This window comes from Seonamhaeicola sp. (genome assembly GCF_028281565.1).
GTDB lineage: Bacteria > Bacteroidota > Bacteroidia > Flavobacteriales > Flavobacteriaceae > Seonamhaeicola.
This window is the reverse complement of sequence record NZ_JANQJQ010000013.1, coordinates 39524-54551: the sequence shown is the minus strand read 5'-3', so window position 1 is coordinate 54551 and position 15028 is coordinate 39524. Positions and strand designations below refer to the sequence as shown.

Here is a 15028-nt window from a genome sequence, read left to right as displayed (position 1 = left end):
TGTTAGTTTAAAACCTTAAAGATACCATTTTTAGCAATAAAACATAAGCTGTTAAGTCATTAACAATGAGAAGTTAACCAACTGCCAGATATGAAAACTTGATTGATTATCTCCTGCCAAATACCTATGCCACTCCAAATCCAATTCTCTTTCGTTAAACCATGCTTTATATTTTGAAGATTTAATGCTGTTCATACAATTTTGAACATACTCTTTCAGATCTTCGCCCAGCCATTCTCGCTGAGGTGTTTGTAAAGGGCGTTTAGGGGCGTAGGTAACTTTTTCATCTACATATTTAGAAATAACATCTCTTAAAAGCTGCTTCCCCTGGTTATTTTTTAGTTTGAATTCCATAGGTAATGAAAATGCAAACTCAACCAATCTGTAATCTAAAAAGGGCACTCTTAACTCCGTTGAATGCGCCATTGACACCCTATCATTAAAACGTAATGCCCTGGGTATTTTTGTATAAAACAAATCCCTGTATTGTGTATTTTTTATTGACGAATTAAAAGGTTTTGGATAGTCCTTTTTTAAAGCAAGCCCCATAAAGACATTATTTAGCATATTTTTTCTGAACGGGCTTTTACCAACACCTTGTATGGTGGCATTTGATGTATTCCTATAATAATCGTAACCGGCTAACTGCTCATCCATGCCCTGACCATCTAATAATACCTTTACGCCTTTTTTTGATGCCGAAGCAAACAACCTGGAATACGCCAGGGTAGGGATCCCTCCATAGGGCTCGTCCTGAAAATCGGATATACTTTTCGATATTTCCGATACTTGATTTGAAGACAGCAGAATTTTGTTTAACGGATTTTTGTAAGCGGCAATAATTTGCTCAACCCATGGTAATTCGTCATAGTTCTCATCATTGGTATAAAACGTAAAAGCCTCTATTTTTGAAATATCTTTTTGAGAAATATTGGCCAAAGCCAAAAGGGCCGAACTATCTAATCCACCGCTAACGTTGAATCCTACCGGAACATCAGCCCTGAATCTTAATTTAATACTATCAATTAACAACTTAGTATAAATGGCTTTAGCGTCCTGATAGTTTGTTAGTTTAGGTTGTTCCTGTACCCTGGCAACAAAATCATACCATTCTTCAACTTTTATGCTGCCATTGGAATATTCTAAAAAGTGCCCTGCCGGCAATTGGTTAATACCTTCCCAAAATGTTTCATTGGGTGCCCCATAACTACCATTTACGAAATAACCGGACCACACGTACTCATTTGGAACTTTTTCAATCCCAACTTTATGGATTGCTTTAATTTCACTGGAAAAAATCAGGTTTTTATTGTAGTGTGAATAATAAAACGGTTTGATACCAAATCTATCCCTGGCAGCAAACAGTTCTTTGTTCAAATTATCCCAAATGGCAAAAGAGAACATACCATTTAGCATTTTTAAACACGCCTTGCCATATTTAATAAATACAGCTAATAGTACTTCTGTATCAGACGAGGTTTTAAAATCATAATCGTCTTTTAAACTGTCTCTAAGCTCTAAATAATTATAAATTTCGCCATTAAAAACAATAGTAAATCTCCTGGTAGTATCTGTAAAAGGTTGATTAGCATTCGAAGATAAATCAATAATAGAAAGCCTGTTATGTCCTAAGGTGGCAAAGCCATTGTCAAAATAAGTTCCGGTAAAATCAGGTCCTCTGTGCGCCTGAGATTCCAACATGTTATTTATTTGAAATTGAAAGTGTTCAGCGCCAATAATGCCAGCAATTCCGCACATTCTAAGTGTTTTTAGAATTTAAAAATGCTTCTGCCCGTTCCCAATCATCCATAGTATCGATATTAATGGTATGATCTAAGGGTGACTTTATATAAGCCAATTTTGAGCCGTACAATGAATTTTGTTCCAATAAGACATTGGTTTTTGTTATATAGATAAGCCCGTCTCTATGATATACTTTGGGTAAGTCCTGACGTCTGGAAATTATACTTTCCTCACCGGTAACCAATTCTAAATGCCCATCCATAGTTTCTTTAAAAGTCCAATGCGGATTATACTCATTAGGTACTTCTTGGACTGAAACTAATGCATCACAACCGGATTCTACAAACTTATCTATAGCCTTATCAATAAACGCTCCCGTTTTAAAAGGACTTGTAACTTGCAGCAGGCATACGGCATCAAAGTGTATATGTTGTTCTTCGTAAAATTTTAAGGCATGCTGAATAACTCCTAAAGTTGGTGAACTATCTTCTGCCAGGTGTTTAGGCCTTACAAATGGTACGTCAACCTTTAGTTGTTTAGCCACCTTAATAATGGCTTCATCATCAGAGCTTAAAATTAAACGCGTCAGTTTCTTTGAATCATTAGCTGCTTCAACCGTATATTGAATTAAGGGTTTACCTTTAAGAATTTTTATATTCTTTTTAGGAATGGATTTTGAGCCGCCCCGGGCCGGTATGAGTCCTAAAATTTGCATTAATACGAAATGGTTTTATGAAATCGCAATTCAATTTCAGCTAAAATATCGGCAATGCTTTCTCCCGAATTGCCCTCACCATAAATAGAATCGCTTACCATAGGATTTTTTTGCTCTATTCTGTCTAAAATAGCTGATTCAATATCAGCTTCATCATAAGAAACATCTATAACATTAGCGCCTCGTGCTCTTCCGTTTTGACGCGTTCCGATATTAACAACAGGCACTCCTAAATAAGCACATTCTCTAATACCAACACTGGAGTTACCCACCAAACACTTACTGTTAATAAGCAATCGAAGAAAATCCTCCGGAATCATATTTTTAAAAAAGTGGATATTCTCCGGTTTATAAATTTCTCTATAAGATCTGATCCCGTTTGAAGTACCATCTGCACCGGCATCCACATTTGGCCAAAACCAGAAAGCAGGAATGCCCAATTTATGCACCACTTTCAATGTTGCCAAAACATTTTCCTTAGCCTTTGTGTATTCTGTAGTAACAGGATGCTGCATAACCACAATATAGCCGTCCTGCCAGTTAATTCTGTTTCCAACACCTCCGTATTTTTCAATAGGGTCAAAATTTAAATTGGAAGATTTACTAACTGCATGTGCTATATCAATGGAAGGGCAACCCGTATTAAAAACATAATTGGCGTCCTCACCCATCCTTATAACTCTGGCTTTGGCACCTTCTGAAGCTACCAAATGAATATCTGCCAATTTGGTATTGGCGTGACGTACTTTTTCATCAATGTTCCCTGTAACCTCTCCACCTTGGATATGGATTAAAGGGATATTTTGATACGACGCGGCTATTGATGTTGCCAGGGTTTCAAAACGGTCTGCAATGGTAACCACAGCATCAGGTTTTAAATTATAAAAGGTATTGGCTAATTCCATAACACCCAAACCGGTAGTTTTAGCCATGGAGGTTTTGTTTTCGCCCTCTAATACCATAAAAACCTTCGCGTCTATTTTAAACCCATCATTTTCTATGTAATCAATGGCATTTCCATACCTGTCCAACAATGCAGATCCGGCAACAACTAATTGTAATTCTAATTCAGGATGCTTTTTTATTGCTATCAAAGCGGTTTTTATCCTGCTATATGAAGGCCTTGCCGTAATTACAACACAAATTTTTCTTTTGTTCATTTAATATCATCTTCGGTTAAAAAATCCCATTGTTTCATATCCTTTACTAGTCTTTTACCTATCACTTCTTTAAATATTGAAGCCGGTATTCCTTTATTTGCCGGTTTTTTTGCTTCTAAATCTGAAAATTGAATGGCATGCCCCGCCTTTAAATCTTTATTAATGGATAATGATTTTTCAAAAATTGACTTGAGTTCTGCAAACTTAGAATTATCAAATTTATCAACCGGACTTATTAGTGCTTTTTCAATATTACGTACCGCTTCTGTAAGCGCTTTAATCTCATTAATTGTCAATGAAGAGCTTACATCGGGTCCAAAATCGTTTTTACTGAAAACAGTATGAAACTCCAAAATCTCAGCACCTAAAGCCACTGCTGCAATGGCGGTTTCTGCCCTGGCTGAATGATCTGAAAACCCTACTCGAACACCATATCTTGCCTTCAGTTCCTGAATAACGTTAAGTCCATATTGTTCTGGTTGCGTTGGATAAGCCGTAGTGCATTGCATGATTGAAAACACAACTTCTTTTGATTTCAAAAAATCTACTGTTTTATCCAACTCCTCGTAAGAACTCATCCCGGAAGATAGAATAACCGGTTTACTTGTTTGGGCTATTTTTTCCAATAATAAAAAGTTATTGACTTCCCCCGAACCAATTTTATAGCAAGCCACTCCAACTTCTTCTAACAAATCAACCGCCGCATTACTAAAAGGTGAACTCATAAACTCTATCTGAACATCATCGCAATGCGCCTTTAACTCTTGCCATTGTTCAAGTGTAAACTGCATGGCTTTCCAATAATCAAACCTGGTGGCGTACTTATCTGTAAACTTCACCCTAAAAGGCTCATAAATACTACTTTCGGCCTCTGCAATATGAGTTTGGAACTTTATGGCATTTACTCCGGTAGTTGCTATGGCCTCAATATAATCATGAGCTTTATGTAAACTTCCGTTATGTGCCTGCCCTATTTCTGCAATTAATTTTACGCTCATTGTTCTGTTTTTCTGGCAACGATACCATAGCTCATTCCTTTAGCCAATGGGTTTTTATACTCTATATAAGACTCTATTTTAGACTTGAACCAATCCTTTAAAGAAGACGTTTTATTGTTTTTATATTGCATATCCACAATGGCATATTCCAATACCTCAAAACCACTTCTTTTTAAAAACTCATATACTACATGTTTCCACGGTGTAAAAACATGGTTCTCCTTTATGTGTTTTTCCTGGAAAGCATAAAGCGATCCTCTTAAAAACAAACTTAAGGTATTTTTGCTAGATTGTGGATTAGGCGTAGTCAAAATCAAAATGCCATTGAGCTCCATATGGTTAGAAATATTTTGAATCCCCAGTAAAGGATTATCTAAATGTTCTAAAACTTCTAAAAATATAACCATTCCGGCTTTATCAACATCTTCCGGGGCCGCGTCATTTAAATTCCAAATAACAGATTCATCAATTTTCCTAATATAATCAAAGGGCTGCCATTTTGCTTTCAAACCTTCAATATGTGATTTCATATGCCCAAATCCTGCGCCTACATCGCTTACAACTTTCTTTGGGGCATGCGATATATATTTATCCAACATTGCTTTTGCAAATTCTGCTCTATTATTAAATGTCCTTATATCTAATTTCAATTTTGTTAAGTCTTTGTGTTATAAATCTTTTGGAGTCCAATATAATTTGGTTTCCGAAAGTTTTGAGTATTCTATAAATTCTTTTTTTGATAATCTGTTAGCATTTTTTACTAAACGTGGAACATTAACAACTATGTCACCAAGGGCCTGTAAAATGGCTAAAAAAGCTTTAAAATCACCTTTAAATACTTTGGTTTTCATTTGAATCCACAACGTATAAAAAAACCTTCTGGGAATTGTATTATGGGGATAAAACAAAAAATAAAGGTACCAACCCGATCGTAATGATCTTCTTAAACGGATCCTATAATCTTTATTTCTTTTACGCCCTTTTATATTGACCCGGTGGTTTACTAAAACTGATGGAAGATAATGTATCTCCCATTTATTTTTGAACAATTGGTAAGATGCAAACTCTTCCTCTCCATAAAAAACAAACCATTCCGGGTAATCAGGAATTGATTTCCAGGCTTCCATATTCCAAACATGGCCGCAGCCCACAAAACTTCTAACGTGCTGGGGCTTATCATTTGTCTTAGTATGCTTTGGAGGTTCTTCATCCCAATATAGCCTGAATGCTAGGGCACCACAACTTGAATTACTTTTAAAATAAGCACCTATTTGTTCTAAAGGATTTTCAGTAATAAAATGGGCATCATCATCTAAAGAGATAGCATACGGTGCTTTTGTTAAACTCAGCATTAAATTCCTGCTGTATATATAGCCTTTACTTTTTTCATGGGTAATCAACTGAATATCAGGGTAATTATTTGCAACAAAAAGTGATGTATCGTCAGTAGAACCATCGTCACAAACAAAACATTCAACATCCTTTCTGTCAATTAAATGACTAATCGCCTTTAAAGTAATCTTTAAATCCTGTAAGCGGTTTTTTGTAGAAATTAATATGCTGTATTTAATGTTCATGCAGACTTTTTTCAATTTGTTCTTTTAAATAATTTTCTCCTAAATAATTTATTAAATCTAACCTGTCAAACACTAAAACCCCGTTATTATTTGTCCATTTTTTATAAAGCTGCCCCAGTATTTCTGAAATCTTTTTTATATCATTGACCCCAGCACTATAAACATACGCATCTCCCAATAACCTTTTAGTTTCACTCTTTTCGGGACCTAAGTGAACAATTGGTCTATTTGCTGATACACAATGAGGAAATTTACCTGGTAAAAAAGGGCTCATTTTAGCATCTGCTTCCAGGATAACATTTGCGGACACTTTGCTTTGAAGCCAAACCACATCCTTAAAAGGGATATTAGACAAGTTTATTTGTAATTGTGGGATACTTTTAGCATAATCTTCTATCATATCCTTGTGATAATCAGCACTTCCTAAAAGGATCAATTTGGAATTTTCTTTAGCTTCGACATTATTTTCTAAAAATAACTGATATCCTATAATCAAGTTTTCCGGATTACGCTGCTTGAGTAAGCTCCCGGCATGCAGAATATTGAACTTATCACTTTCAAAATTGATTTTAGGTTTAAATCCTTCTAAATCCAAATTTATGATCTGATGTGGAATAACTATTCCTGTTTTATTGAAATTTTCAAAAAACGATCCCATCCACTCTTGTAACAACAAACTTGGAAACGCAGAATATTTAGCATTTTTAGACAGTTCCTTAAAAAAGCGCTCTTTTATCCTATGTCCCGGTTCTTTCCAATCGTAAGGCTTAGGGTATCTGCTAAATGGGTAAGGATCATGAATATATGCCATCCATTTAACATGCATTTCAGACAATTTATTTACGGCATAATGTGGTCTAAAACTAGCTGCTTTACTAAGCGTTAAAACCATATCTATTTTTGAGGCATCAAGCTTCTTTAATTCTGCTTTAATACTCTTTACATCATTATAAAAAGTAAAAGAGAATCCAAACAGTGGCTCTAAATATTTAGCTAAGTTTATTTTTAAGACCCTCTGAATTACTCTTTGTATTCTACTAAGGACATATAACCAGTTATCCTTTTTTTCCTTAATAGCTATGCATGTTGCATTTTGAATTTCAATTGGCTTTCGGGTATAATGATAAACCAAAACATGGTAACCAAGATGAACAAAGTTATTTATAAGAGCGACATTAGCTTTGGAACCACTGCTATCGTTTACATCAATTGAGTCTACTACTACAATTATTTTTTTACTCATTAACTTACTACCAATTTTCTCTCCAGTCAATATTTTCTTTAACCACACGGGCTGGATTTCCCATTATTATGGTTTTTTCTTCATTAAAATCACCTGAAACCATGCTTCCCAGGCTTATTAAATTTAAAGAGGCGACTTTTGTCCCAGGCGCAAATTTTGATGATGCCCCAATATAAACATCGTTCCCAACTTTTATTGACAGATCTTTACTCACTTTAGTTTTTATGGAGCCATGGGTCCAAAATTCACTGTTTCTACCGGCAATCCAAGTATTATTGCCTATTTCTATCGAGTTCCATAAATCAAAATAATGATTGTTAATGATCCTGGAATTAGCTCCTATAACAAACTTTCCTTTTCCAATAAATGTATTTCCCGAGTGAATACTGGTACTAGAACCTATACTAATTTCATCACAAGAAAACACATTATTATTTGCTATGTAAACATTATTGGCAATGTTTACTTTTTTACATCTAATAATAACTTTTCCTATTCTAACCCCTTTTCCTATTTGGTATCCGAATAGGTTCCTATATAAGAAGATCTTAAAAAAATTAAAAGGGATATGTTTAATAGTTTTTAATAGAAGTAATTTCAATTTTTTATGTCTTTTTTATTTTATTCTTATAAAAAACCCAAACAGGAAAAAGCCAATATTTAAAAGTGATAAACAATCTTGATCTCCTATTGGCTTTAGATATTTTAAGAACGTTTTTCACCAATTTAAGATCTCTAAATCCAATGGCTAAATTTACTAAGTATTTAAACAATCTTGGGGTTAGCAACACTTTTTCTACTAAATTAAAAGTTACCAATTCTATGGCACTCTTTTTAGAATTTACTCTTGCGGGAGCATTACTCCAAAACTGGCCTGTATTGGAGGCCTCATGTTTCCTGTTAAAATAAAGGACCTTATCTATTATTATTCCCATAATCCTTTCACTTAGAATTCGTTGATAGCATTCCCATTCTTCAGCATACATTAAATCTTCATTAAACCTGTTTTCCTCAAAACAATTCCTTTTCCATAACACTGTACAAGAAGCAAAAGGTACTACCTGCGTGACTACGTCTTCTAATAACGTACTATCGGTTTCTTTATAATTAAAATCTAAGCCAAGATCTATTTCATAATCAAATGTTCCTGTAAACGATTGCTTTTTATAATTACAAAAAGAGGCCTTACTGTTTTTTGCTAATGCCGATAAACAGATCTCTAAATTCAAAGGATGCACCATATCATCATCATCAAAAAAAATGATATAATCACCCTTGGCCATTTCAAGCCCGTAATTTCTGCAACCGGGGAGTCCCTTTTTGTGCGTATGAGGTCTTTTTAAAAACTTAAATCTCGAATCTATCTTTAAAACTGATGCTATTTTATTTTCCGTATTGTCAGTGCATCCATCATCAATAATTAAACATTCCCAGTTTGTATAGGTTTGTTTTCTAATGGTATTCAATGCTTCAACTATATAATGTTCTCTATTATATGTTGCCATTATGATGCTTATTAGTTGGGAATTGTTGCTCATGCTACATTAAATAGACTTTTAAGAACATATTTAAAAGTGGCTTTTTTACTATACGACTTGTGAAACAAAAGTAGTTTTTCTCTTATTAAGACTTTAAAAAGAGTTTTAATGTTTTGATTACAATTATCGGATAACAGATGGTTACGCAATAGCATGTTTAAACCAAATATTAACTCATCTTCATTAAAATAATCTGATTTAAAAGACAGAATATTGGCATCAATGTTTTGCTTATTATTGAGGTAGTCATTCACCGACACGGATTCTTTTAAAAAGTGATCTGTTAACAGATCAAGGGTTTCCGCGCTCCAAGATAACGTATCCGAAATCTTTTTAAACATTTTTAAAGCTCCTTTTTTGTGCTTTGCATTTGACTCCTTCTTGAATTCAATGTTGGCAGTTAAGCTTTCGGCATGTAATCTATATTGATACAGAACTTGATCTACATGAACCCATTTAAATTCTAGGCTTGACCTTAACCAAAAATCATAATCTTCTAATAAAAACAGGGATTCATCATAGCCGTTTAACTCATCGAATACTTTCTTTTTATAAAGAAACGAAGCGCCCACTTTATTCCCGAATAATATATGCTCTATGGGCCCTGTTTTATGTGCTCTTATAAAATTTCCCTGTTCATTAATGACATTGTAATTAGAAAAAACAATATCAGCTTCAGTATTCAAAAGATCCTCTAATAAACGCTCTAAAAAATTTGGGTTCAGTTTATTATCATCTGAAGTCCAGGTAACAAAATCACCTTTAGCTTTTATATGACCAATGTTTAAGCTTGCCGGTAGCTTTCTATTAGTTTTATTATTTATGACCGTGACCCTGTTATCCTTCTCCGCAAAGTGATTTGCTATATTTAGTGTGTCATCAACAGAACAATCATTGACTATGATCAATTCGAAATTTTCATAGGATTGACATAAACAGCTTTCAATAGCGTCCCGCAAATGATTTTCACCATTGTAACATGGTAAAACAATACTTATTAAATGATCATTTCTTTGGAGCATTTAATTAAAACTTTTATCTAAGATGTTTTCAAGATCTTTCACGTAATTCTCAACATTGAATCTTTTTATGCGTTCCAAATTAGCTTCAGATTCTTTTTGGTATAAAGTTTTTGATTCTATGATACGTTCCATAGCGCTGTAAATTTCGTCCGCTTTATTATCAACCAAAAGTGTTGATGTTTTCAACAAATGTACACAACCGGGATGGTTAGAACATATTACAGGTAATCCGTAGAGCATATACTCCATGACCACATTGGGCGTCCCTTCTGTTAAAGATAGTAACATGCCTACATCCAGGATATTCAAAACATCTGAGACGTCCCAGTTACTAAGCAGCGAAACGTTGGATCGCAAATCTTTATCAAAGATATGCTTATTTAACTGGTTATACGTTTTTAAAGTTTCATTATCATGCTCCTTATTTCCCATAAGAATTAAATGGGTATTGGGGTACTTTTGGTTTATGCTTTCAAATACAGTTAATAACAAATCATGGTATTTAAAACTCTTAAAGTGAGCAATCATACCAAAGATAAATTTATCTGAAGGTATTTTAAACGATTTTTTTATCTTATATACATCTCTGTTTTGTTTTTGTAAACTTACATATTGAGGAAGCAGGTTTAATTTATGACTCTTAACTTTATAGTCATATTTAAAAATATCCAAGCAGTTTTCGGCATTACCAATAATGCACGGTATATTGTTAACCGCTATACTTTCCAATACATCATGTTTTAATATATCCAATCCCAGCTGATGCCAAAATGCATATTTAGCAGTTGGCAATAATTTGTATAAATAATAGGCAATTTTAGAAGGCGTATTTTGAAAAGGAATAATGACCTGATGCTTAGATGCTTTTAAACCTTTTCTTAGCTTCAACAAATACTGTAAAGACCATTTTAACCTCTTTAAATTTTTAATGGAAACTTCCCGCTTTAAAAACATATAAGGTTCACCAAAAAAATAGGTTTTATTAATATTTGAGTTTTTTAATACTTCTTTAAACTCTTGGGAAAGTACATTTGAATAAATAAATAGAATATCAACTTTGCAGCCTTTTTTATCGGCCAGGAATTTAGCCAACCCCAACCCTTGCCTTTCAGCACCTCCCAGATTGCCTCCCTGAAAAACCAATAATACATTCTTTTTATTAAAATTCATCCTTTCAGAGGTTTATCCTGTTACTTCTCGTTTTCTTAATAAAGAAACCCGCTCTTTCAGTTTTTTCCTTACAATGAATAACTTCTGCTTAAAGGGTAACACACCTAAAATCTGCTTCCGGGTTTCATAATGGATTCCTTCCCTGTTATTCGTGAAAAAGATATCAAAAACAAATTTTCTTTTTAACTGCTCAACAACGTCTAAAAGTTCTTTATGTCCAAAAATTTGTTGTTTTTTATTAACTCTCGATATTTGACTCAACCACTTAAAGAATTGTTTACAGTCGGTTATGGAGATTTGCTCATTTGAAAACAACATTTTTTTTAAAAACGCATCGGAAAACTCGGTTTTATCATAACCTATCTTATGGTATAGGCTCAATTTAATGCCAATGTCCTGATTTTTTTGAATGTCATTATATAAGCTGGAAACTTGGTCTTGATGAGTTCTATAATGGTATAAAACCTCCTGAATATTATACATTTTGCAATCCCAGGCCGATCTTGCCCAAAAATCATAATCTTCTGCATGTTCTTTACTTGCGTCAAAGTTATACGCCTTATAGGCCTCACGATTTAACATAGTAGCCCCTAAACTCATGGGATTACCCAGTAATAGTTGTGCCTGAATCTGTTCATGTTCCCTTTTATGCTTTATAATTTTTGAACTGGCACCAAAACATTGTAACCAACATCCGCAAGCTTTTATATCAGGGCGGTTCTGTAATATCTTTAATTGTTTCTCAAAACGGTTTAGAACGTTTATATCATCACCGTCCATACGTGCGATGAATTGACCTTCCGCTTCGCTAAATCCCATATTCAGGCTATCAATCAAGCCTTTGTTTTTTGGTTTTTCAATGATCCTTATCCTGCTATCTTCAAAAGACTTTACAACCGACAAGGTATTATCTGTTGAACAATCATCGATCACTATGATCTCAAAATCCTGGATCGTTTGATTCAATACAGAAGTAATGGCGTCACTTATGTAAGTCTCAACATTATAAACCGGAAGTACAACAGATATCAGGGGCATTATTTAGAAATAATTTGATTAGCCAGCTTAGTTAACTTGAACCCTTTTCCTAAATACACATAAAACAAAGGAACCATTGCATAAACCGATGTTTTAAATTTATTTAGTGAAAACAACGCTTTGTTTTCTTTATAAAGCGAAAGTATAAATTTACAGGTTTTATATGATATTTTCTTGTGTCGTTCCCTTATAACATAGCTGTAAAGTTTTGTTAATTCTTCTAAGGTATTTTTTTTGACGTCTTTGCTTAAAGTTGCACCGTATTTCTTAAGAATATTGTACTTGACTTTTATATTTGAGAATGTCTTTTGAGGATCGTCATATATGGTTTTAGACATATTGTCCTCATGAATGTTAAATTGAACCAAAGGTGTTTCATTCTCGATATAATTTTCAGAAACGTACAATGCACGCATATGAAAATCGTAATCCTGAGCCTGCTGTAATTCTTCGTCAAAGTTCAGATCATACTTTTTTAAAAACGCTTTTTTCCATACAGGTGCCCCGGTAAGCCAAAATATATTATAGGTTATGTAGTCTTCAAAAATGTTGTCAGATTTTAATTTTGGCGCTCTTAACCCCTTTTCTTTATTCTTTACAACATCGAATATTAAAGTTTGACAAATTGAAAAGTCAAAATTAGAATTATGTAATCCATTAATTTGAAGTTCCAGCTTTTGTGGCATCATTATGTCATCACTGTCAAACCAATTAATATAATCTCCTTTACTTAATTCAAACCCATAATTTCTACAGGCATTGGCTCCTTTTGTTCTATTATCCGGTCTGGAATGGTATTGGAATCTATCGTCCTTATCACAATAAGTAGCAACTACTTTGGCTGTATTATCTGTAGAACCGTCATCCACAATAATGCATTCCCAGTTTTTATAAGTTTGGGCCAAAATGCTGTCTAAGGTCTTTCCTATAAAAGATGCTCTGTTGTAAGTGGGAATTATTATTGAAATTAAAGGGTTCATATTTACTTCAATTGCCAATTTTGCTTAGCTATTTTTCAAACAATACTTTTGCTGGCTTCAAATAGTACTTCATCCAGCCTATTAATATGGCGTTCCATGCTAAATTGCTTTTTAATCGTTCTTTTGCCTTCTAACCCTAATTGCCTGGCATATGCCACATTATCCAAAACGTTTAGCATATGCTCACCCATAGTTTCTATATCATGTTCTTTGCAAAGCAACCCCGTTTTAGTATGTTCAATTACATCCGGTATACCCGCATGGTATGTTGATATTACAGGTAAACCTGCTGCACTGGCTTCTAAAACAGATAAGGGTGTCCCCTCCATATCACCATTATCAGCCACTATAGAATGTTGGACAAAAGCTAAAGATTCTTCAAGCAGGTTTATGTATTCCTTGGGTGTAATTACTCCTAAAAAAACTACATTATCTTCTAATTTCAAATGGTTAACTAAGTTCTTACACATATTAAGTAATACCCCATCTCCTGCCATTAATAACTTAGCATCCGGATGTTTTTTCAACACTTTTTTAAATGCCATTATTGTGTAATATGGGGCTTTTTTATCTGTAAACCTTCCTACTGCTAAAAATTGCTTTTTGCTATATGTTGGCACTACGGTTTCAAACTCTTTTCTAGGAGCACATACATTGTATACTATTTTTTCTTTTGGACATCCGATACTTAAAAGTTTACGCTCCATAACTTTTGAAACAGCTATGACTTTAAAACTCTGTGAAAAAACTCTTTTATATGAATTATAACTGTCAATAATCTGGTCTACGCTTGCATCATAACCATGAAAATGTGTTACGAGTGGCATTTTCAAATAGGAACATATATGGGCTATTCGATGGGCTGTTGGGCCGTATTGTGCCAATATAACTTGAATTTTATTATCCTTCAATGATTTTATAAAAGCATTCTCATGAACGTTAAATTTGGTCAACTTTAACTTTCGTTTTACTTTAAAAATCAAACCATCCCTTTTGTTTAACAAACTTCCAAAACCTTCCAGATATCCGGGTAGTTCTCCATTATAATAATAAAAAACCTTACCTCTTAATCCATTCTTTTGAGCTTGTATAAACGTTTCGGAATAGGCGTTTTCAGCCGGCGATATAATTGCTATTCTATTTTCTTGCCGTACCATATAACCCTGTTATCATTTGCCCTTCTTTAAATATAACATTAGCTGGCTTGTCATGCTTAATCAAATATCTCATTATTGGTTTTAAAACCCTTGAAAAAACAGTTCTCTTAAAATCAGACATTTCACTTCTTTTAACCCAAAGTCCCAGCATTTGTGCCATAGACGCATGCCAACCTCCGGTAGCTTTTATATCGATATCTTTGAAACCTCCTTTTTTTAAATAACGTTCTAATGAAAATGGTGTATATCTAAATTCATCATTTGGCACTTCATGCAAATTCCACAAAAAAGGCACTGTGAAAAAAAACATACCACCGGGTTTTAAAATACGATTTACTTCTTTTAACACTATTTCGGGGTCCGGACAATGCTCTAAAACCTCTGTACCAAAGGCGCAATCGAAACTTTCATCTTTAAAGGGCATTGTTTTCCCATCCCACGTAACATCCGGTTTTACTTTGGCATCATAAATTAAAGCAGTCTCTATATCTAACCCAACATAATCAGTAATTTCCGAATTTTTCAAAATATACGCTTTATATGGCATTTTTCCACAGCCAATGTCTAATAACGCTCCTTTAAAGAAAGGAATATGACGTTTTAGTGCCTCAAATATTGATGTCCTTATATAATATCTGTCCAGATTCCTATAAGTTAGTTGTATATCTATAAAATCATTAGCCATAA

15 protein-coding genes are annotated in these 15028 nt (G+C 33.9%); all 15 read right to left on the bottom strand.

Features of this window, described 5'->3' with window-relative positions:
• Window positions 1–51: 51 nt before the first annotated feature.
• From asnB to Q0983_RS05540, 15 genes are read right to left on the bottom strand one after another with little or no spacing between them, the layout of a single operon-like run.
• Window positions 52–1758 (bottom strand): asparagine synthase (glutamine-hydrolyzing), encoded by a 1707-nt coding sequence (gene asnB / locus Q0983_RS05610; protein ID WP_299550051.1) that lies wholly within the window; start codon window positions 1756–1758, stop codon window positions 52–54.
• Between the two features lies 1 nt (window position 1759).
• Entirely contained in the window at window positions 1760–2458 is a 699-nt protein-coding gene (locus Q0983_RS05605) for an acylneuraminate cytidylyltransferase family protein (RefSeq protein ID WP_299550050.1), read from the bottom strand.
• Window positions 2458–3618, bottom strand: coding sequence for a UDP-N-acetylglucosamine 2-epimerase (gene neuC / locus Q0983_RS05600; protein ID WP_299550049.1), 1161 nt, complete (start codon window positions 3616–3618; stop codon window positions 2458–2460). Before neuC ends, Q0983_RS05605 begins: the two co-directional genes overlap by 1 nt.
• The gene (locus Q0983_RS05595) at window positions 3615–4616 is read right to left on the bottom strand and encodes an N-acetylneuraminate synthase family protein (RefSeq protein ID WP_299550048.1); all 1002 of its coding nucleotides are present in this window, start codon (window positions 4614–4616) and stop codon (window positions 3615–3617) included. The genes neuC and Q0983_RS05595 overlap by 4 nt, the downstream gene beginning before the upstream one ends.
• Window positions 4613–5266, bottom strand: coding sequence for a methyltransferase domain-containing protein (locus Q0983_RS05590; protein WP_299550047.1), 654 nt, complete (start codon window positions 5264–5266; stop codon window positions 4613–4615). Before Q0983_RS05590 ends, Q0983_RS05595 begins: the two co-directional genes overlap by 4 nt.
• Window positions 5267–5284: 18 nt before the next feature.
• Complete coding sequence (locus Q0983_RS05585; protein ID WP_299550045.1) at window positions 5285–6193, bottom strand: glycosyltransferase; 909 nt, start codon at window positions 6191–6193, stop codon at window positions 5285–5287.
• The gene (locus tag Q0983_RS05580) at window positions 6183–7436 is read right to left on the bottom strand and encodes a UDP-glycosyltransferase (RefSeq protein ID WP_299550043.1); all 1254 of its coding nucleotides are present in this window, start codon (window positions 7434–7436) and stop codon (window positions 6183–6185) included. The genes Q0983_RS05585 and Q0983_RS05580 overlap by 11 nt, the downstream gene beginning before the upstream one ends.
• Before the next feature lie 7 nt (window positions 7437–7443).
• Window positions 7444–8037: a hypothetical protein gene (locus Q0983_RS05575; protein ID WP_299550041.1), complete on the bottom strand. Its 594-nt coding sequence runs from the start codon at window positions 8035–8037 to the stop codon at window positions 7444–7446.
• A gap of 4 nt (window positions 8038–8041) precedes the next feature.
• Window positions 8042–8941, bottom strand: coding sequence for a glycosyltransferase family 2 protein (locus Q0983_RS05570; protein WP_299550039.1), 900 nt, complete (start codon window positions 8939–8941; stop codon window positions 8042–8044).
• 29 nt (window positions 8942–8970) lie between these two features.
• Complete coding sequence (locus tag Q0983_RS05565; RefSeq protein ID WP_299550037.1) at window positions 8971–9996, bottom strand: glycosyltransferase; 1026 nt, start codon at window positions 9994–9996, stop codon at window positions 8971–8973.
• A complete protein-coding gene (locus tag Q0983_RS05560) occupies window positions 9997–11166 on the bottom strand; it encodes a glycosyltransferase family 4 protein (RefSeq protein WP_299550035.1) in 1170 nt (389 codons plus the stop codon).
• A gap of 12 nt (window positions 11167–11178) precedes the next feature.
• Complete coding sequence (locus Q0983_RS05555; RefSeq protein WP_299550033.1) at window positions 11179–12204, bottom strand: glycosyltransferase family 2 protein; 1026 nt, start codon at window positions 12202–12204, stop codon at window positions 11179–11181.
• Window positions 12204–13184, bottom strand: coding sequence for a glycosyltransferase family 2 protein (locus Q0983_RS05550; RefSeq protein WP_299550030.1), 981 nt, complete (start codon window positions 13182–13184; stop codon window positions 12204–12206). Before Q0983_RS05550 ends, Q0983_RS05555 begins: the two co-directional genes overlap by 1 nt.
• Window positions 13185–13219: 35 nt before the next feature.
• Window positions 13220–14341: a glycosyltransferase gene (locus Q0983_RS05545; RefSeq protein ID WP_299550027.1), complete on the bottom strand. Its 1122-nt coding sequence runs from the start codon at window positions 14339–14341 to the stop codon at window positions 13220–13222.
• The gene (locus tag Q0983_RS05540; protein WP_299550023.1) at window positions 14322–15026 is read right to left on the bottom strand and encodes a class I SAM-dependent methyltransferase; all 705 of its coding nucleotides are present in this window, start codon (window positions 15024–15026) and stop codon (window positions 14322–14324) included. Before Q0983_RS05540 ends, Q0983_RS05545 begins: the two co-directional genes overlap by 20 nt.
• Window positions 15027–15028: the final 2 nt, after the last annotated feature.